Here is an 18404-nt window from a genome sequence, read left to right on the forward strand (position 1 = left end):
CTAGCGCATGCCCTTCGAGACCGTCTGGGCCATTTCATCCGAGGCCTGGATGACCTTGGCATTCATTTCGTAGGCACGCTGGGCAGAGATCAACTCGGTGATTTCCTTGACCGGGTCGACGTTCGAGGCTTCGAGATATTGCTGGTTGATCTTGCCGTAGCCGGAATCGCCGGGCAGCCCGACGACTGGCGTGCCGGACGCCGTGGTTTCGCGATAGAGATTGCTGCCCAGCGGTTCGAGGCCGGCCTCGTTGGCGAAATTGGCGAGGTTGAGCTGGCCGATTTGCCTCGGGTTCACTTCCGTATCCAGCTTGGCAAACACCTGTCCGGTCTGGTTGACCGTGACCTGGACCGTTCCCTGCGGCACCGTGATGGCGGGATCCAGCAGATAGCCGTCGGTCGTGACGAGCTGGCTGTTGGCATTGGTGTTAAACGAGCCGGCACGGGTATACTGCACCTCGTTGTTCGGGCCGAGCACCTGAAACCAGCCGCGGCCGTTGATCGCCATGTCGTAGGGATTGCCTGTCTGCGTGAGCGCGCCCTGGATGTGCAGCTTGCGGATCGCCGCCGACTTGACGCCGAGGCCGAGATTGGCGCCTTCCGGAATCGGCGAGGAGCCGCTGGTGTTGGCAACGCCCTGCATGCGGTCCATCTGGTAGAACAGATCGGTGAACTCGGCACGCGCCCGCTTGTACGACGTCGAGTTGATGTTGGCGATGTTGTTCGCGATGACTTCGATGTTGGTCTGTTGGGCGTTCATGCCCGTGGCCGCGATAGCAAGCGATTTCACAGCGTCACTCCTTGATCAGATCGACATCCGAACGACTTCTTGATAGGCCTGCACGACCTTGTCGCGAACTGCGACCGCCGTCTGCAAGGCCTGCTCGGCCGACATCAGTGCCTCCACGACGCGCCGCGTCGATTCCTTGCCCTGCATCGCCGAGATCGAGGCCGCCTCGCCCGCCTTCAGCGTCCCGATCGCGTCCGTCGTCACCTGCTTCATGACCGATTCGAATCCGACGTCGCCGCCGGACTGGATCGCGGGCGTGGCCGCCGGCGAGATGGCCTGCGCCTCGGTCGCGCGGCTCGCCGCCTGCGCAGTTGAGATCGCCGTGGATGAAATTGCTTCAAGCATTGTCAGCTCCTCAGCAGGTCGATGGTCATGCCCAGCATCGACCTCACCTGTTTCACGACCTGGAGATTGGCTTCATAGGAGCGGTTGACTTCCCGCATGTCCGCCATCTCGATCATCATGTTGACGTTCGGCAGCTTGACGTAGCCGGCCTTGTCGGCAGCGGGATGCCCCGGCTCGTACTCCACGCGGTACGGCGTGGTGTCGACGCCGATTTCCTTGACCTTCGCCAGCTGCGCGCCCGAGGCGCGGTCCATCGCTGCATCGAAGGTGATCGTCTTGCGTTGATAGGGATCGGCGCCGGCGGCACGCCCCGTCGACGTCGCGTTGGCGAGGTTCTCCGAGACGATGCGCATGCGCGTCGACTGCGCTTCGAGCCCGGAGCTCGCGACCGTCAACGAGGATTGCAGTGAGTCCAGCATGTCAGTTCACCTCAGGTCTTCGCGCTCGACAGCAGCATGCGGTGAAACGACCGCACGATAGCCGAGTTCATCGAGTAGTCGCGACTGACGTCGCTGCCCTTGATCATTTCCTGCTCGAGACTGACGGAATTGCCGGAGTGAACCACGTCCCAGCTGTCCTTCTTCGCGGTCGCCCGCGTGTCGCTCTCGCCTGGGGAGAGCTGCAGGTGCGACGGCGACGTGGTCGCCAGTCTCACTGGCATGCCGTCGAGCACCTTGTTGAAGGGTTCGACGTCGCGCGCCTTGAAGCCCGGCGTGTTGGCGTTGGCGACGTTGGTGGCGATCGTCGATTGGCGGAGCTCGAGGTATCGCGCCTGCGACGATGCGAGTTCGAAGAGATAGAGCGGTCCCACGGCAGCACCATTCTGGTTCAGACGGTGTAACCTTAGGGTCGCAAGCTTTCGTCAGGCTGATGGAACAGACGCCGTCCTCGGAATTCTACTGGACCTTCTCGGACCGCGGCGTCTGCTTGGACTGCAGGAAGTAGATGATCTCGGCGACCGGCCGGAAGAACTCCGCCGGAATCACCTGGTCGACCTGAACCGCCTCGTAGAGCGCGCGCGCCAGCGCCTTGTTCTCGATCACCGGAATTCGGTTCTGCTCGGCGACTTCGCGGATCTTCAGCGCAATCACGTCCATGCCCTTGGCCACGACGATCGGCGCCGGATTTTCTTCGCGATTGTAGCGCAGCGCGATCGCGAAGTGCGTCGGGTTCGCGATCACCAACGTCGCGCGCGATGCGGAGGCGATCATGCGCTGGCGCGAGCGGTCGCGCGCCAGCGAGCGCAGGCGCGCCTTGATCAGCGGATCGCCTTCGGCCTGCTTGTGCTCGTCCTTGATCTCCTGCCGCGTCATGCGCAGCTCGCGCCGCCAGTGGAAGCGCGCCCAGGCGAGATCGACCGCGACCAGGACGATGGTCGCGATGCAGATCGCCGAGACGATTCGCATGGCGATATTGAGAATCATCTCCGGCAGCGCGACCGGATCAGTGTACATCGCCTCGAACGCCTTCGCTTCCGACGAGCGCAGAACGAACACGACGACGATAGTCACCGCGGCGAGCTTGAACAGCGACTTGGCGAACTCGACAAGGCCCTGCGATCCAAACAGCCGGCTCCAGCCGCTGAGCGGCGAGATTCGCGAAAGGTCCGGCGTGATGCGCTGGAGCACCAGGCTGGGAGCATTTTGCAACAGCGACGCTGCCAGCCCGAACACCGACAGAGTGACGACTAGCGGCACCAGGAATCGCAATGCCTGAAGGCCTACCACGGTAAGAAGATTGAGGGCGTCGGCCCCGGTGCTGAGAGGGAAACCGTCGGGATCATCGAGAAAGCCCGTCAGCATCGGCGTCAATTGCTGCACGCCCTGACCGATCAGAAACATCTGGATCACCATCAGCGCGGCCATCGAGGCGAAGATGGAAGCCTCCCGAGAGACCGGGATTTTGCCCTGTTCGAGCGCATCGCGGACTTTCTTCTCGGTCGGCTCTTCTGTCTTGCTCTCCTGATCGGTTGTTTCTGCCATGCCGGTTCAGCGGTCAGCGGAAGACCAGCTCATCCTCCTGCTCGGGGTTGAGCTCGATTTCGCCCTTTTCCGCGAGGTCGAGCGCGAGGTCGGTGATCACGCGCCGCGCCTCCAGCACGTCGCGCTGGTTCGACGGTTCGCCAATGGCGAGTTCGTGCTCGACAACCCGGCGGACGCGCGAGGCGACCGAGGACAGGATCATCTCGCGGAAGTGCTTGTCGGTGCCCTTCAGCGCGATGACGATGCGATCGGTCGGCACCTGGTCGAAGATCATGGTGCGCGCCTTCGGCGTCAGGTTGGTCACGTCGTCGAAGGTGAAGAGCAGCTCCTTCAGCACTTCGGCCGACTTCGGCCGCTTCTCCGACAGGCTCTTGAGCATGTCCTCGATGTGTCCGCGCTCCATCTTGTTGATGATGTCGGCGACGCGGGCATAAGTGTCCGCGCCGAGGTTGCGGGCGAAGTTCAGCGTCAAATCCTCATGCAGCGTCTTCTCGAGGACCCTCAGGGCGTCGTCGACGATCGGCTTGAGGCTGAGCACGCGCCGCATCAGCTCGTTGCGCAGGCTCGACGGCAGCTGGCTCATGACCTTGGCGGCGCAGGACGGCTTGACCTTGGACAAGATGAGCGCCGCGGTCTGCGGATGCTCCTTGGACAGGTAGCTTGCCAGCGAGTTTTCCGACACCGACGAGACGCGGTCCCACACGGACCGGCTCGAATTGCCGAGCAGGTCCGACATGATGGCCGAGACCTGGTCGGCCGGAAGCACGTCGCCGAGCACGGCTTCCAGGCCGCCGAGGGTGCCGAGAATGTTGGCGCCCATCGAGAATTGCTGGGCGAACTCCTCGACGATCGCTTCGAGTTCCTGCGCCGTGATCGGCCGCAGCTCGGCCGCGGCCTTTGTAACGGTGCGGATATCCTGCGGCTCGAACTGCGCGAGCACGCTCGCGGCCGCCTGCCGGCCCATGGCGAGCAGGAGTGCCGCGACCTTCTCCGTCCCGCCCAGCGTGGCAACGCCTCGCTGCTTGATGGGAGCCATGCCGACCTGTGCCGCCATGGTCAGGTATCACCCTGTCCCAACGGCCCGACAATTTCGGTGAGCGAGACGCCGAAGCGGGAATTGTCTTCTTCGACCACGACCACCTCGCCGCGGGCGACGACGCGGCCGTTGACGACGACGTCGACGGGTTCGCCGACCCGATGGTCGAGCGGAACCACCGCGCCGCGGCCGAGCTTCATCAGATTTGCCACCGGAATGGTGGCCGATCCCAGCACCACCTGCATGGTCACGGGAATGCGCAGAATGGCATCGACATTGGCGAACTTGCCGGTCTCCTCCGCAGTGCGCGCGGCGATCTCCGCCAGCCGCTCCAGCGGAGATGTCTCGGTATGCCCCTCGTCGGACGCCGATGCTGACTCATAATCGAAGGATTGCGCCATCTGGTATCGCCTCTTGGTATTTCCACTCCCGGAGCGCCGCGACGTTCCGACCGTATTTATTCCGCCGGTTTCGGCTTCAATGCTTGTTCACGTCGGCGCCGCCCGCGGTCGCCGCGGATCCGAGCCCACTCCTCGCATCGAGCGCCGCGATCGCCTCGTTGGCCTGATCGATCTTCGTGCTCAGCACGTTGGCGAGCCGCCCGAGATTTGCGGTAGAATCATGCGCCGCGGTGATGACCGTGTCGAAGGTGCCCGCCGTCTCCTGGACGATCGTCGAGAACTCGCCCTGGTAGCTGCGCAGCCGCGCCAGCTCACGATGCATCCGGGTCACCCGCATGCTGGTGAAGGCGAGCGCGATCAGCAGCACGGCATCAACGAGATAGGATATCATCGACGAACTCCCGTTTCTGATCGACGGGATCTGCCACCTGCATGGCGTAATAGCCATCAAGCTGGCCGATCTGACACCAGAACAGCACCTGGTTGTTGCTCTCGAGCCGGGCCAGCGTGCGCGGCGTGGCCTCGAGCTCGAGCACCTGTCCGACCTGGAACTTCACAACGTCGCCGAGCGAAATCATCTTCTCGTCCAGCACGGCGCTCAGCGTCACCTCGGTGCGGTGAACCTCGGTCTCCATCTGCTCGCGCCAGCGCGGATCGGCCGCGCGGCCGTCGCTGACGACGACGGTCGCGAGCTTCTGCCTGAGCGGGTTGAGCGCGGAGTGCGGAATGATGAGGAACATCTGACCGCCGCGGTAGAGCGCCTGCAGCATGATGTTCGCGCAGATCGACATGTTGCCGCTCCGCCCGATCGCCAGCGACGCCATGGCGGTCTCGACCCGCTCGACGCGGAAGGTGACGTTGGAGGTGCCGGCGAAAGCGGATTGCAGCGCCTTGGCGAACCGCTCGAACAGCGCCTGGACCAGGCGGATCTCGATGTTCGAGAAGCTGCGCTCGACGTCGAGCGGCGGTTCGGCGCCATCGGAGCCGAACATCGCCTCGACCATCGTGAACACGAAGTCGCGGTCGAGCATGATGATGATGCGGGAGTCCCACTGCTCGGCATAGAGCACGGCCGCAACCGCGTTGGCCTCGTAGTCCTTGACGATGTCGCCGACACGGTCGTTGGTGATGCCGTTGACCGAGAAATAGCATGGCGTTCCAGCCATCGGCTGCAGGCTGTCCGTGCACGATGCCGCCATGCGATCGAAGATCACATTGAGCATCGGCATGCGCTCGATCGAGATGCCGGCGGCGTCCAGCAGATAGTTCGGCAGCGGCTTGCGCTGATCGACGTCGAGGGCTTCCATCATGATGCGCGCGCAGCCTTCGGTTCAACCTCGGTCACGACCGGCTTGGGCCCCGCGATCGTCTCGTTCTCGACGACGTCGATCGAGGGCCGCTCGGGGCTCGCGATCATCTTGCGGCCGTGCTCGACGGCGATCTGCGGCATGGCGCCGTTCATGAACGCCAGCAGCGTCTGCTTGACGATGATGTAGGGCCGGCAACGCTTTTCGCGCGTCATCTTCACCTTCATCGCGAAGGGCGAAATGATGCCGTAGGACAGGAAAATGCCGGCGAAAGTGCCGACGAGGGCGGCGCCGATGAAGCCGCCCAGCAGCTTCGGCGACTGGTCGAGTGCGCCCATGGCCTTGATGACGCCGAGCACCGCGGCGACGATGCCGAGCGCAGGCAGAGCTTCCGAGACCACCACCAGCGCGTGGTAGGGCGCCAGCTTGCTCTTCACGATGGTGTGGATCTCCTCGTCCATCAGCGCTTCGATCTCGTGCGTTCGCGCATTACCCATGATGATGAGACGGACGTAATCGCAGATAAACTGGAGCAGCGACGGATCTCCGAGCACGCTCGGGAACGCCTTGAAGATCTCGGAGGACGCGGGATCGTCGATATGCGCCTCGACCTCGTTGCGGCCCTTGCCCCGCAGCTCCCGCATCAGCGCGTGCAGCGCGCCGAGCAGATCGAGATAGTAGCGCTGGCCGGGCACCGCCCCCGTCACTGCCTGCACGCAGGCAAGCCCGGTATCCGCGACCGTCTTCCAGGGATTGGCCATGATGAAGGTGCCGGCCGCGGTGCCCATGATGATCACGAACTCCCACGGCTGCATGAGCACGCCCAGATGCCCGCCCATGGCGGCGAATCCGCCCAGCAGTGCCGCTACCGTGATGACGATCCCCACGAAACTGCCCAACGCGCCGCTCCATCACCGATCCCATCGGGAATATCTAGTCGGCGAGCCTTGCGCGAGGCTGGCTTCCCCCTCGCCAGCCTCGCGCAAGCGATTCACGGCAGCTTGGGACGACGTCGCGAGAGCGGCCAGAGGGGCGCGGGTCATGCTATCCACCATCGCGGACTACACCAGACTGACCAAGGACATGGGCAAGTCGCTGACACAGGTCGCGACGCAGCCGGATGTCAGCCGCGATACCGATTACTTCCTCAGCCACATCGGCAACGTGAAGACCATCGACGACTTCCTGAAGGACTATCGCCTCTATTCCTACGCGATGAAGGCATATGGCCTCAGCGACATGACCTACGCCAAGGCGTTCATGCGCAAGGTGCTGACCGAGGGTATCGCCGACAACAAGACCTTCGCCAACAAGCTGACCGACACCCGCTACCGGCAATTCGCCGCCGCGTTCAATTTCGCCGCCCTTGGCGACAAGGCGACACAAACCGCCGCCGCCACGGCCGGCACGGCGACCCAATACGTCACGCAGACGATGGAGGAGAAGGCCGGCGACCAGAACGAGGGCCTGCGGCTGGCGCTCTATTTCACGCGCAAGGCCTCCACGATCACCAATTCCTACCAGATCCTCGCGGACAAGGCGATGACGCAAGTGGTCCAGACGGCGCTCGGGCTGCCATCGACGATCAGCTCGGCTGATATCGATGCCCAGGCCAAGATGATCACCAGCAAGATCAAGCTCACCGATTTCCAGGACCCGGCCAAGGTCACCAAATTCGTGCAGCGCTTCGCGGCGATGTGGGATGCGACCCAGGCCCAGAGCGACACCTCGACCAACCCGGCGCTGGTCCTGATCGGCGGCGCCGCACCGTCGATCAGCATGGATAGCAACGTGCTCACGACACTTCAGAACATCAAGTTCAACAGGTAAGTCATGCAATCGGCCCTCTATGTAGGATTGTCGGCGCAGGTCGCCCTCGAAAAGCGCCTCCAGACGATCGCCAACAACGTCGCCAACGTCAACACGGCGGCGTTCCGCACCGACGTGGTGAAGTTCGAGACGGTGCTGTCCAAGGCGGGCGCGAACCCGGTCGCCTTTTCCTCGCCCGGCGACAACATCATCTCGCGCGAGATGGGCAGCATCACCGAGAGCGGCAACCCGCTCGACGTCGCCGTGGTCGGACAGGGCTGGATCGCCTTCGCCGGTCCGAACGGCACGGTCTATACGCGCGACGGCCGCCTCCAGATCGCCGCCAACGGCGACCTTCAGACCGTGTCCGGCTTCCCGGTCATCGATTCCGGCGGCGCGCAGATCACCCTCGATCCGAATGGCGGACCGGTCTCGATCGCGCGCAGCGGCGCGATCACCCAGGACAACAACGAAATCGGCACCATCGGCCTGTTCAACATTCCCGCCGACGCCAATCTCGACCGCTACGGCAATTCGGGCGTCACGCCCAACCGGCCTGCGACAGCCATCGCCGACTTCTCCCGCGACGGCTTCAAGCAGGGCTATGTCGAGGGCTCCGGCGCCAATCCGATGATGGAATTGACGAAGCTGATCGCGGCCTCGCGCGCCTTCGACGGCACCAATTCGATGATCGAGGGCACCGAGAGCTCGCTCCAGAACGCAATCCGGACGCTGGGCGAACCCGGCAAATAGACTGCGCTCCGCGCGCAATGAGGTTGGACGGTTTCCTTGAACGCTCTTCGGCAACTTGAGTGGGCGCTGCTGGAGCTTCAGCAGAGCACTCCCCTGGCAAGCGTCAGCGGCGCGATCTCCGAGATCGCGTCGACACATTTCCGCGTCTCCGGCCTGTCGCGCTTCGTCAGGCTCGGCGAACTGATCGGCGTCAACTCCGGCGGCAAGCCCCAGATCGGCGAGGTGGTGCGGATCGACAGCGAAGGCATCATCGCCAAGCCGTTCGACCGGCAGTTCGCCGGCGGCCTCGGCTCGGTCGCCTACCGGATGCCGCCCCTGTCCTTCGCCCCGGATCCGAGCTGGAAAGGCCGCGTCATCAACGCGCTCGGGGCGCCGCTGGACGGACAGGGCCCTCTCACCCCGGGATCGCGTCCGGTCTCGGCCGAGGCGGAGGCGCCTTCGGCCATGAAGCGCGCACGAGTCCACAAGCCGCTGCGCACCGGCGTACGCGTCATCGACCTGTTCGCCCCGATCTGCGCCGGCCAGCGCGTCGGCATCTTTGCCGGTTCCGGCGTCGGTAAATCGACGCTACTTGCGATGCTCGCCCGCAGTCAGGGCTTCGACACCGTCGTGCTGGCGCTGGTCGGCGAGCGCGGCCGCGAGGTGCGCGAGTTCATCGAAGACGTGCTGGGCGCCGATCGTCACCGCGCCGTCACGATCGTGTCGACGGGAGACGAGAGCCCGATGATGCGACGACTGGCGCCGAAGACGGCCATGGCGGTCGCCGAATATTTCCGCGACCGCGGCGAATCGGTCCTGCTCATGGTCGATTCGATCACCCGCTTCGCCCACGCAGCCCGTGAAGTTGCGCTCGCCGCCGGCGAGCCCGCGGTCGCACGCGGCTACGCACCCACCGTCTTCACCGATCTGCCGCGCCTTCTGGAGCGCGCCGGCCCCGGCGAGGAGGGGTCCGGGACGATCACCGGGATTTTCTCCGTGCTGGTGGACGGCGACGATCACAACGAGCCGATCGCCGATACCATCCGCAGCACACTCGATGGACACATCGTGCTCTCCAGGCACATCGCCGACCAGGCGCGCTACCCGGCGGTGGACGTTCTGGGTTCGGTCTCCCGCCTCGCCCATAACGTCTGGGATCCCGAAGAGCGCGAATTGGTGAGCAAGCTGCGCGCCATGATCGCCAAATACGAGGACACGCGCGACCTTCGCCTGATGGGCGGATACCAAACGGGACGTGATTCGGGGCTCGATCAGGCGGTCGACATGGTTCCGAGAATCTACGGCGCGATGAGGCAGGACGCCTCGGCTGCGCCAAGCGCCGATCCGTTTCGCGAACTGCGGGATATGCTCAAGGGCGACTAGCAAGTCTCAACTTGGGTCGGCCGCGAGGCGCCCGCGATCGCACCTTGCTCGTTGTTTTCGACAGGCGATTGCGCATGCCGCCACGCTTACAGCGCATGCGCCTGCGCGACCGTCTCCGGTTTCGGCCGTGATCTTCTCCACCGTTCGGGTGAGGCAGCCGCGCCGAATGCGACTCCATCCTCCGGCCCGGACAACCGCCGCGTGTACTTCCTGTGAGTTCCCTCGGACAATTCTTGGCAGAACGCACAAGTTGTGGATGACATGCCGAGGCACATCGTCGTCGTGCACAAGCTTCGATCAACTTGCATCAACGACTGCCAACAATGGGCCGTGCAATAAAACTGTCGCATAGTCGCGTGCATGTTGCTGGTGGGACAGCGTATTGCGTTCACCATCATGTGTCCCCGAAGCGCGAGATTGTCTTGAACGTTACATTCGCCTGCGACGACATCCTGTCTCCGAGAGGGTCTCTACTTGATTTTGTTGAGAAGCTCATTCATCGTTTCGTCGAAGATAAGAAACGTCTGCGTGTGACTTGAACCTTAGGGGCTTCGGTTGAACTACTCCGATCCATCGTCTGCTGGCGACGGCTACTCGGGCTCCCGTGCGACGACGCCGCGAATGGCATACCATCAGCAACACCGCTTCCCGCGCCATAGCTTGCAATGCCCATCGGTCCGGGTCGGGCCCCGGGCAGTCCGTGCCTTCATGCGAGAGAAGAGCACGGTGCATGTATCGGACATTGCCGGTGCTGCAGCTTCTCGCGAACGGCTGGTGCGCAACGATCGAAGGCGGCTCCGGGGCGCCGCAAACGTTTTTCCCGGGGCAAGGTAGGAATTCATGCCATTGGCAAGAGAAGCCGTGGAGCTGCTGGTTCAGGCGGCGAGGGCTTGGTATTTCGAAGGCAATCAGCATGGGTTGCGCGATCGAGAATGGATGGCGCTGCGCTTCCTCGGCCGCGCCAACAGGTTTTCGCGCACGCCGTCCGCGCTGGCCGGCTTCATCGGCGCCACCAGGGCCACTGCATCGCAGATCGTGAAGACGCTGGAGGGCAAATCCTTCCTGGTGCGAAAGCCGTCGCACGAAGACAAGCGTTCTGTCGTGCTGCACGTCACTGCGCAGGGCGAGAAGTGCCTGAGCCAGCACGATCCGATCAATCACGTGCTGAACGCGGTCACCGCGCTCGGACCCGACGAGTGCGTCAGGCTGCGCGATTCGCTGCGCGAGATCCTCAATCACCTCGACGCGGCGCATCAGCGGCTCGATGCCAGCATCTGCCGAGACTGCATGTTTCTCGCCGAACGCGGGCCGGGTACCGGCAAGGGACGCGCAACGGCCGAATTCATGTGCCGGCTGTATCGCGCGCCGGTTTCGCTGGAGGAGACCGAACTGCTCTGCACCAGTTTCGAGCGCACCCGCGACCGTCCCAAGATCGAGGAGCACCTCGACCGCGCGCGCGTCGCGAACCAAGGGTAAGGCACGCGTTATTTCCGCGCGCGGATTCTGCGCTACTTGCGGAAGATTGCGCAGCGTTGGCGAGAACGAAATGTGGCGCACACTCCGTCAAACCGTCATTGCGAGCGCAGCGACGTGTCCGCCGAAGCTTTAGCGAAGGCGGAAGCAATCCAGAATCCCTCCGCGGCGGCAGACTGGATTGCTTCGCTGCGCTCGCAATGACGACGTATGAGGCGGCAGCTTCGTCCTCCCAGCACCACTGTCATTCCCACGAAAGCGGGGAATCCAGTGCGCCGCGGCTTCTCGGTTCAGTCATAAACTGTCTCGGAATACTGATCGCCCGGTCAAGCCGGGCGATGACAGGGAGTGTGTAGCCGCAGACACGGCTTCGCGTCCTCGCGGCGCGTTTCGCCCGAGCTTTGCCTGGTAGCTCCACCCTCTTTTCCAAGAGGGCGCAGGGAAGGCCGGGTGCCGGCTGGCACCCGCGGTCCGCTGCGCGAAAATGTAGCGCAAGGAAACCGCACAGCAGCATACAGGTGTAGCCAATCACTCGGCCTTCCCTGCGCGATGGTTGGACGGCTTATGCCGTGCTCTCCCGGGAGCCGAGTTCTCTTTGGCCTCCCTCGCCTTCGCGAAATTCACCGGCACCGCGCCGGTTGACGCAGATGCCGCATTCGCCAGGGCTTGACCGTAGCAACGACGGCCAGGACCACACGGTTTTGCCGTACGCACGGCCCGCCATTTCGTCACCGGTTTCGACGGCGTTGTGCACGTTGCCGCCGACCTGATGACGAGACGAAGCCTAGCAGCGCCGCTCGTCGGAACGAAGCCTTGGGCTCACGGAGAGCAATCCGCCCTGCCCTTAGCCACTCGTACCCGAACGCTGCCGCGTCCACCGCAAGCCCGGCTCGCGAACGTGACGACCACAAGATCGCCCCTCAAGGATGAGCCGGGATGAGCGACACATACGCCAAAACCGAATTTCGGTAAAGTGGAATATTTTTGCGGCCAACGATTGACAGAGGAGCGACACAGGCGCGGTCCCGTAGCCCGGATGGAGCGCAAGCGTAATCCGGGAAGGTGCCAGACACCGCGCGAGCGGCCCCGGATCGCACTTGCGCTCCATCCGGGCACCGGGGCTTCGCCGTCCTACATCATCTGCTTTGCGCAAAAAAAACACCCGGCGGTTTCCCGCCGGGTGTTCGTTCATGTGTTTCGACAGATCTTACCAGTTGCGCTGAGCGCGGAGGATCATGGCGATCGAGTCCTGGTCCTTCAGTTCGTAAACCGCGGCCGGCTTAGCGGTAATAACGTTCGGGACGAGGCCAACCGTACCGGAGTACTTCTGGTCGAGGTGGGTCCAGGAGACGTCAGCCGAGAACGTCAGGTTCTTGACCGGGGTCCAGCGGGTGACGACACCGAGCTGGCCGATGGCGAAGTCCGGGTTACAACCCGTCACACCGGCCAGGCCGCCGAACACGCCGCCAGCACCGCCGGCGCCGCAGAGGGTGGTCTTGGCCAGCGTGCCGAACTGGGCCTGTGCGTAGGCACCGTACAGCGAGGAGTTCCAGTATGGATCCCAGTTGTGGGTGTAAGCGCCGCGGAAACCCCAGGTCTTGACGGTTTCCTGCGAACTGCCGGTCACGAACACCGTATCGGGAGCGCTGGCGAAGCCGATGCTGCCGTAAGAGCCAGCAATGCCCGAATTGCCGTACAGCGCGTAGCTGCTGCCCGACAGATTCTGGAAGTTGTAGCGGGTCGCACCGTCGGTGTAGACGCCCTGGATGTTGATCGTGTCACCCGCGCCGGTCGGGATGTTCTTGATCGACAGAGCGAGCTGAACCGCCCAACCCCATTTGTCGTCGGGGTGGCCGGTCGGCTCGGTCGCGCCGTAATAACCGACGTGGTTGTCATGCGCGGCCACCGACGCCTGGAACAGGCCCCAGGCCTGGTCGACACGGACCGTACCAACGAGGTTCGGCGAACGAGTGCCGCCGATCGCGTTGGTGCCGTACGAGCCGCCGATCATGCCGCCCGCGGTCGCGCCGGTCATGTTGACGTTTCCGGCCTGATAGTAGGCCGAGACGTCTTCAGCCGAGAACGACGCCGTGATGCCCTGACCGAAGTCGGCGGTGTAGGTGAACTGGTTGACACCAGTGACCGTGCCGCTGCCGCCGACGAGGTTGTCGGTGATGTTGCCGGGATAGTTGGTCCAGGGCGCGTCGAACTGCGACACGGCCTTACCCATGGTGAAGCCGGCGAACTGAATGAAGGCGTAGTACACGCCGAGTGCGCCACCCGAGGTGTTGCCGTCGGTGCCGTTGACCGAGCCGCTACCATTCGAACCAACGAGGCCGGTGCCGGCAGCGTTGAGACCGAGCGTACCGCTGTACTGGGTTGCGCCCGTTGCCGACCCGGTCGGGGTATAGTTGCCGCTCGTCCAGGTGAAGACGCCGTCGAAGAAGGTGCGGACCACGCCGTATTCGGTCGCTGTGCGGGTGTCGATGTTGAGGTCTTCACGAGCGCGGAAGGTGTAGTAGTTCATCAGGCGGTTGCGAGCACCGGCAGTGCCGCCCTGGTTCGGATTGAAGTCCGAGTTGGTGTTGAAGTTCGCGTCAGCGCGCACGTAGCCGCCGAGCTTGATGCAGGTGTCGGTGCCCGGGATGTAGTAGAAGCCGGCGCCGTACAGCGAACAGATCTTCACGTATTCGACCGCCTTGGCCTTCACGGGAAGATCGGCTGCGAACGCCCCGGAGGCGGCCATCAGGCCGGCAGCCGAGCCGAGAAAGAGTGTCTTCGTCAACTTCATTAGTAAACCTCCAGGTCGGTTCAGGGGGCTCGGGTCCTCGGTGGACGCCGCTTTACCCTCTCAATTTCGATCAATTCAGATCCGCACGAAGGTCCGGACTGAAACGACAGCGAGGTGCCCCCCCTCCGTCGTGGCTTCACATATAGTTTATAAAAACAACTGCCTCAATTTATTGATTTGATGAATCGACAGTTCCGGCCGGGATGTGGCTTAAGAGCAACAGCGGCGGCTTTGGTAGCGAAGATTCCATATAACCAAACAAGAAAAGCCCTCAGGGGGCATCCCGAGGGCTTCTTGGAGGTCTCGCATCGCTGTCCATCGAGCGGGTCAAGAGCAGCGAAATAGAGTACGATAATCGATAATAAAATTAATTGTTCTTTGCAAGCAATAATTTGTCCTGTGATTTCAGCTGCGCGGTATCTCCCTGTCGTCGGCGCGCGATTTTCGAGACGCTTCCAAGATATCCCATTAAAGATGGCTCATAGAACAAATGGGGAGGGAGCCACATGATCGAGAAGAAACTCGACAGGGCGATTACGGACTTTATCTGGAACGTCGTTGAAATTCATTCCCAGCTGGAGGACATCCACACCAGCTGGGCCGGACTGCTGGGCATTACCGAGCCGCAGTGGCTGATCCTGATGGCAATCACTGAACTGGACCAGGGGCGAGGTGTCGCCGGAATCGACATCGCAAACAAGCTGCGGGTCCACCCGGCCTTCGTGACCAACCAGACCAAGGCCCTCGAAAAGGGCGGCTTCCTATCGCGACGGCCGGCAGCAGACGACGCACGCTACGTCCTGATGTCGCTCACCGCAAAGGCGACCTCGGAGATCGAAAAGCTGTCCAAGAGAAAGCTCGCCTTGAACTCGACCATGTTCAACGAGCTCGACGAGAAGACCTTGGCCGATCTGAATGCCGCGCTCGCAACGATTGCGAAGAATGCCCGGTTGGCCGCACGGTTGCTGGCCATCGACGCCTCCTGACCCCCTGACCTCAGACGCGGAACGTGCGCCTCGATCAATCCCCAATCTCTTCTCGCCTTCCCAATCTCTTGCGCGGCTCAGAGGTAGGTCACAGAGCCCAGCTGGGGGGCAATTCCGAGTTTGCTGTCGAGCCATTCGAAAATGAAATCGTCCACCGCGATGAAATTCTCGACCTCGCCCAGGGGGTGCGGAATGCAGTTCGGCACGACGGTCGCGCAATCGGCTCCGGCCTGCCGATAGCCGGCTTGCAGTTCGAGAGCATCCTCCTCCCAAACCATTGAGCGGCTCCCGACGACCATCAGAAGTGGGCAAGGGATCCGACGCGACGGCGGCAACGAACCCGTTGAGGTCCCGTCACGGACCGTCTGCTCGACGCCGATCATCCAGCGCAGCGATGCCCGGCGCATGACCGGCGTCGCAATGCCGCCGTCGCCCACGACGGCAGCCATCCTGCGATCCAGGAGGGCAAGACGGGATGCGTGACTGGCGGCCGCCCCCTCGCCGTAGACCGCGATCTGCTGCGAATCGACGTCCGGAACCGCTTCCAGGTAATCCAGCCAGCATTGCAGAATATGCGCCGGCTTGAAGGGGCTGCGACCGGATGAATTGCCGGTATCAACGAGCAGGAGTGACATGTTCCGTCGCCCGGAGGCCGGCAACAGCCTGCTCATCATCGAGCCCAGGGTGATGTCCTCGTCGCTGACACAGATAACCGCGGGTGCGAAAGACCGATCGGGGAACGCCGGCAGAAAGTAGCCCGCAAGCGAGCCTTGATCAAAGCAGTCGATCTCCACGCGCTCGATCGCCGAACCGGCGTCCTCCTCGAAGCCCCTCAGGCTGAGTCCGACCTTGTCTACGAGGTCGGTACTCCCGGGATCTCCGGGCCAAGACAGGTTCCTCGCGACTTCAAGGGCCGTCAGCGAGCACAGCCACGCTTCCCGCGCGATCTGAGCTGAACCGGCTGCGCGCACCGATTCGGCGAAGATCCGGTACTCGCCTGAGATCCTCAACCAGTCCGAAATCCACCGATGCCTGTGCGCCTCGCGCACGAGTTCGGCGACGGACAAGCTTTCGAAAAAATCGGACGCGCGTTTCCGCAAGCACGCCAGGCTTCGACCGGCGCCGTCGCACGTGCCGTGAGGCCAATGATCATGTTCCATGACAGTCCCCGAACGGCGCGTCGGCGGTTGCTTGGACTCGGCGCAGCGCTGTCAGCGCAACGCCCTGCATGTCTGCTCGATGCGATATCACGCGTGCGTGATCGCGCTTGCGTCTGCCGTCCCGATGATCGTTCCGCTTTCCCTTCGCGGGCGGGGGCACTGGACCAGACGGACTACAGTCCGAACGAACCGGTCGCAAAGCAAGTCTCACGCCGACTCCAACTCAATCGTCACGTCTCAGCTCCGTTGCTGATACACAGTTTAGGCCCCGCACCACTCTGCCATTTTTTGCTGTTCCGCGTTTGCAGTTTTTTGTTGCGGTGGACGACTAAAATTGGAGCTCATTTAACGAGGGAGAAGGCATCGCCTGTGTCGGCTTCCATCATGAATTCCTGATGACGCCGATCCGCCGTGCCACCAATCACGCCAGCGACAAAAGATGCGGCGGGTTGCCGCCTGATCGATGCCGACGCCCTTCGCCACGGGACTTTCCCGCGGTCGACGTCGCAGGAAAACCCGCGCGACGAAATCCTCGATGTCGCTCATCCGCACCCGGCGCGCGAGACGTGACGAGGTATGATCGCGTTCTGGGCGAGCCCGGGCGATTGAGGCGTGCAACATTTCTTACTTCGGTAAGCCAGTTATTTGAGCAACTCATGGACATGCAGAACCCGTCGCCGGTGAGGCGCCGTCGCGCTTTCGGCGTCAAGCAACACGCCGGGCCGCCTGCTGAGCCTTCCGTGCCTTGTATCCATTATCCCAGTTGCCATCCCCACGCACTTTGCCTTACATGCCGGCCAAACTCGCCCGCGGATGACGGCCGGGGCTCAAAAATCGCACAAATTGTCAAAGGGACGAGACATGGCGCGTAACATCCTGATTCTCGGGGCTTCCTACGGCTCCCTGCTGGGCACGAAGCTGCTGATGGCGGGGCACAACGTGACCCTGGTCTGCCGCGCCAAGACCGCGGAGTTGATCAACCGCGAGGGTACCGAGGTGCGCATCAAGTTGCGCGACGAGGCGGTTCACCGCGCCATCTTCTCGCGCGACCTGCCCGGCAAGCTCGACGCCGTGACGCCGGCCAATGTGGACTTGTCCCGTTACGACATGGTCGGCCTTGCGATGCAGGAGCCGCAATACACCAACCACACGGTGCGCGTTCTCATGGTCAGGATCGCCGCGGCGAAGCTGCCGTGCCTGTCGATCATGAACATGCCGCCGCTGCCCTATCTGAAGCGGATCCCCTCGCTCGCAGACATGGATCTCGAGGAGGCCTACACCAATGCGCAGGTGTGGGAGCGCTTCGAGCCCGGGCTGGTGACCCTGTGCTCGCCCGACCCGCAGGCGTTCCGTCCGCCGGAAGAGGCTGCGAACGTGCTTCACGTCGGTCTGCCCACGAATTTCAAGGCATCCGTGTTCGCCGACGAGAAGCACAACAAGGTGCTGCGCGAGCTCGAAGCCGACATCGACGCGGTGACCCTGGACGGCCACGACGTGCCGGTGAAGCTGAAGGTATTCGATTCTCTGTTCGTGCCGCTGGCGAAATGGTCGATGCTGCTGACCGGCAACTACCGCTGCATCACGCCGCACGAGCCGCAGTCGATCCGCGACGCCGTGCACGGCGATCTCGCGCGCTCGCAGACGATCTACGAGCATGTCGACGCCATCGCTCGGCGTCTCGGCGCCGATCCGCAGGACCAGGTACCGTTCGCGAAATACGCCAAGGCTGCCGAGAGCCTGCTGAAGCCGTCATCGGCCGCACGCGCGGTGGCTGGCGGCGCGCCCTTCATCGAGCGCGTCGACCTGCTGGTCAAGCTGATCTCGCATCAGCTCGGCGCGCCCAATGCAGAGATCGACCGCACTGTCGAGACCGTGGACCTGAAGCTCAACGAGAAGATCGTGCAGGGCGGATCGGGCGCGCTGTAACGGGCGCTTCCATTCGCGATCGGACGCGTCGGCGCTTACGCTCCCAAGACACCGGGGCTGAGCGTCGCGCCTGGGGCTGCCACCATGCTCTCACGCAAATGATCGCGCGCGGCACTGTTCCTGGTGTGACGCAAACTCAACAGGAGTGATCGCGAGTCATCGATCACGCGATCGTGTCGCTTTCAGTTCCCTCCTGTTTTTACCGCAAATATCACGCCTGAATGACACAGAGCCCATGTGGCTCGTCATTTCTAGACGTGGCGCAGCGTGAAAATGCGGCATTT

The 18404-nt window shown here is 63.1% G+C and carries 18 protein-coding genes; 6 read left to right on the top strand and 12 right to left on the bottom strand.

All coding sequences use genetic code 11. The features are described 5' to 3' along the window. The 10 genes from flgG to motA all read right to left on the bottom strand — a co-directional run bounded on the left by flgG (position 1) and on the right by motA (position 6759). Positions 1-789: a flagellar basal-body rod protein FlgG gene (gene flgG / locus BRA1253DRAFT_RS15765; protein ID WP_007595892.1), complete on the bottom strand. Its 789-nt coding sequence runs from the start codon at positions 787-789 to the stop codon at positions 1-3. A gap of 15 nt (positions 790-804) precedes the next feature. Beyond that, on the bottom strand, positions 805-1134 hold the full coding sequence (locus tag BRA1253DRAFT_RS15770) for a flagellar hook-basal body complex protein FliE (protein ID WP_007595893.1): 330 nt from the start codon (positions 1132-1134) through the stop codon (positions 805-807). 2 nt (positions 1135-1136) lie between these two features. Further along, the gene (flgC, locus tag BRA1253DRAFT_RS15775; protein WP_007595894.1) at positions 1137-1553 is read right to left on the bottom strand and encodes a flagellar basal body rod protein FlgC; all 417 of its coding nucleotides are present in this window, start codon (positions 1551-1553) and stop codon (positions 1137-1139) included. A gap of 11 nt (positions 1554-1564) precedes the next feature. Beyond that, positions 1565-1945: a flagellar basal body rod protein FlgB gene (gene flgB, locus BRA1253DRAFT_RS15780; RefSeq protein ID WP_007595895.1), complete on the bottom strand. Its 381-nt coding sequence runs from the start codon at positions 1943-1945 to the stop codon at positions 1565-1567. Between the two features lie 85 nt (positions 1946-2030). Then, positions 2031-3116, bottom strand: coding sequence for a flagellar biosynthesis protein FlhB (flhB, locus tag BRA1253DRAFT_RS15785; RefSeq protein WP_007595896.1), 1086 nt, complete (start codon positions 3114-3116; stop codon positions 2031-2033). A gap of 13 nt (positions 3117-3129) precedes the next feature. Continuing rightward, positions 3130-4170, bottom strand: coding sequence for a flagellar motor switch protein FliG (locus BRA1253DRAFT_RS15790; RefSeq protein WP_007595897.1), 1041 nt, complete (start codon positions 4168-4170; stop codon positions 3130-3132). 2 nt (positions 4171-4172) lie between these two features. After that, positions 4173-4553, bottom strand: a complete 381-nt coding sequence (fliN, locus tag BRA1253DRAFT_RS15795; RefSeq protein ID WP_007595899.1) for a flagellar motor switch protein FliN — start codon at positions 4551-4553, stop codon at positions 4173-4175. Between the two features lie 76 nt (positions 4554-4629). After that, a complete protein-coding gene (locus BRA1253DRAFT_RS15800) occupies positions 4630-4944 on the bottom strand; it encodes a hypothetical protein (protein WP_007595901.1) in 315 nt (104 codons plus the stop codon). After that, positions 4925-5863, bottom strand: a complete 939-nt coding sequence (locus BRA1253DRAFT_RS15805; protein ID WP_007595903.1) for a flagellar motor switch protein FliM — start codon at positions 5861-5863, stop codon at positions 4925-4927. The genes BRA1253DRAFT_RS15800 and BRA1253DRAFT_RS15805 overlap by 20 nt, the downstream gene beginning before the upstream one ends. Further along, positions 5860-6759, bottom strand: a complete 900-nt coding sequence (gene motA / locus BRA1253DRAFT_RS15810; protein ID WP_007595905.1) for a flagellar motor stator protein MotA — start codon at positions 6757-6759, stop codon at positions 5860-5862. The genes BRA1253DRAFT_RS15805 and motA overlap by 4 nt, the downstream gene beginning before the upstream one ends. 142 nt (positions 6760-6901) lie before the next feature. Here motA and BRA1253DRAFT_RS15815 point away from each other — a divergent pair, with 142 nt between their 5' ends. From BRA1253DRAFT_RS15815 to BRA1253DRAFT_RS15830, 4 genes are all read left to right on the top strand, one after another. Next, positions 6902-7690, top strand: a complete 789-nt coding sequence (locus BRA1253DRAFT_RS15815; RefSeq protein ID WP_007595912.1) for a DUF1217 domain-containing protein — start codon at positions 6902-6904, stop codon at positions 7688-7690. 3 nt (positions 7691-7693) lie between these two features. Further along, on the top strand, positions 7694-8422 hold the full coding sequence (gene flgF / locus BRA1253DRAFT_RS15820) for a flagellar basal-body rod protein FlgF (protein WP_007595915.1): 729 nt from the start codon (positions 7694-7696) through the stop codon (positions 8420-8422). A gap of 36 nt (positions 8423-8458) precedes the next feature. Then, the gene (gene fliI, locus BRA1253DRAFT_RS15825; RefSeq protein WP_007595917.1) at positions 8459-9784 is read left to right on the top strand and encodes a flagellar protein export ATPase FliI; all 1326 of its coding nucleotides are present in this window, start codon (positions 8459-8461) and stop codon (positions 9782-9784) included. Positions 9785-10624: 840 nt separating this feature from the next. Then, positions 10625-11260 (top strand): MarR family winged helix-turn-helix transcriptional regulator, encoded by a 636-nt coding sequence (locus BRA1253DRAFT_RS15830; RefSeq protein WP_007595918.1) that lies wholly within the window; start codon positions 10625-10627, stop codon positions 11258-11260. A gap of 1204 nt (positions 11261-12464) precedes the next feature. Here the strand turns inward: BRA1253DRAFT_RS15830 and BRA1253DRAFT_RS15835 are convergent. Continuing rightward, positions 12465-14048 carry a porin gene (locus tag BRA1253DRAFT_RS15835; protein ID WP_007595920.1) on the bottom strand — a complete coding sequence of 528 codons (1584 nt, stop codon included), beginning with the start codon at positions 14046-14048 and terminating at the stop codon, positions 12465-12467. Between the two features lie 506 nt (positions 14049-14554). Here BRA1253DRAFT_RS15835 and BRA1253DRAFT_RS15840 point away from each other — a divergent pair. After that, a complete protein-coding gene (locus BRA1253DRAFT_RS15840) occupies positions 14555-15034 on the top strand; it encodes a MarR family winged helix-turn-helix transcriptional regulator (RefSeq protein WP_007595922.1) in 480 nt (159 codons plus the stop codon). A gap of 77 nt (positions 15035-15111) precedes the next feature. On the opposite strand, the gene BRA1253DRAFT_RS15845 is transcribed toward BRA1253DRAFT_RS15840, so the two are convergent. Next, positions 15112-16194, bottom strand: coding sequence for a hypothetical protein (locus BRA1253DRAFT_RS15845; protein ID WP_007595924.1), 1083 nt, complete (start codon positions 16192-16194; stop codon positions 15112-15114). Between the two features lie 861 nt (positions 16195-17055). On the opposite strand from BRA1253DRAFT_RS15845, the gene BRA1253DRAFT_RS15850 reads away from it, so the two are divergent. Continuing rightward, positions 17056-18120 carry a ketopantoate reductase family protein gene (locus tag BRA1253DRAFT_RS15850; protein WP_007595931.1) on the top strand — a complete coding sequence of 355 codons (1065 nt, stop codon included), beginning with the start codon at positions 17056-17058 and terminating at the stop codon, positions 18118-18120. Positions 18121-18404: the final 284 nt, after the last annotated feature.

Origin of the sequence: Bradyrhizobium sp. WSM1253 (genome assembly GCF_000244935.1) — a bacterium.
Taxonomy (GTDB): domain Bacteria; phylum Pseudomonadota; class Alphaproteobacteria; order Rhizobiales; family Xanthobacteraceae; genus Bradyrhizobium; species Bradyrhizobium canariense.